The sequence below is a fragment of the Mycobacterium sp. E3298 genome (genome assembly GCF_001666895.1).
Classification (GTDB): Bacteria; Actinomycetota; Actinomycetes; order Mycobacteriales; family Mycobacteriaceae; genus Mycobacterium.
Window position 1 is genome coordinate 1 of record NZ_LZJB01000239.1, and the last position, 1,141, is coordinate 1,141.

The 1,141-nt window shown below is 70.8% G+C and carries 1 protein-coding gene; it reads right to left on the reverse strand.

Features of this window, described 5'->3' with window-relative positions:
• Window positions 1-241 precede the first annotated feature (241 nt).
• Window positions 242-1,063 carry a hypothetical protein gene (locus tag A9X05_RS11195; protein WP_156736644.1) on the reverse strand — a complete coding sequence of 274 codons (822 nt, stop codon included), beginning with the start codon at window positions 1,061-1,063 and terminating at the stop codon, window positions 242-244.
• Window positions 1,064-1,141: the final 78 nt, after the last annotated feature.

Below are 1,141 nucleotides of genomic sequence, written 5' to 3' on the forward strand. Positions count from 1 at the left end.
GGTCGGATGAGCGGAGGCCGTCATGTCACGTCTGGTCACGAAGGTCGTCGTTGCGGCGATCCTCGCATTCACCGCGGTAACGGCGACCGGATGCGTTCCGGCAGCCACGGTTGGACCGCCTTTGGGCGTCGCAGCGGGGTAAAGCGGCTACGGTCGAACGGCGAGCGGCGCGCCATCAGGGTGCTTATCGCCAATCGCGTTGGGGCAGAATAGAAGCGGTCTAGCCGCCGCCCTTGCCGCGTCACGCATCATTCGCGGCGGCGAGCAGTCGCGACGGGGCCAGTCGGCGCTCGGGGTCCACGGCGTTGCGAATCCGGACCAGACGCTGCAACCCCGAGCGGTCCAGCCTGTGCCCGACCGCGGCACGGCCGTCGGCGAACGACGCTGCGGCGAGCCCGATGTCGGCCCTCATCGCGGTGGCCTGAACCTCTGCCAACCCCCGCTCGGTGCGAGCGCCCGAGGCGGCGTCGGCAGCGAGACCGACCGCGTGCAGCAGGAAAGGTCCGGGCACCGCGGTCATCGCCCCGTCGCGAGTGGGTGCGGCATTGCCCAGATTTCGGAACTCGACCACCGCTGCCGGCGAATCGGGCGCGGCCGCGGTGCCCAACACCTCGGCTGCCACGTCCACCGCATGAGGTCCCAGCCACCTTCCGATGCCCAGCGCGGGAACCGGATTGGGTGGGTCGAGGTGGATTTGGGCCAGCCGGGCTGCATCGGCGCGCGCCCACTTGCTGTTCACCGCGGGCGCCGGTGCGGCTTCGAGGGCGCGCAGCAGCGGGGCGGCCGCATCGGCGACCTGCGGTGACGCGAACGCCAGATGCACAACTGGAACGCCTTGCAGCGCAGGCGGGAACGCCGGTGCACCCGGCGGGGTCCGCAGCACGCTGAGGCTGGTGGAGAGCGCATCACCGATCTGGCTCATGGCACTCGCCCAGGCATCGACGACAGGTCCAAGCGCGTCAATGCTCCACAGCCGGTAGCCGGCCCACGGGTCCTGGGGCGCAACCTGGGCAGCGGTCAACGCAATTGCCGAACGCGACGGGCTGCTGGGACTGGCCGGCACCTCGCCCACGGTGGCCGTCGCCGGTTACACGTTCGGGGGAGGGGTCGGGTTTTTGACCCGCCCGTACGGGATGGCCAG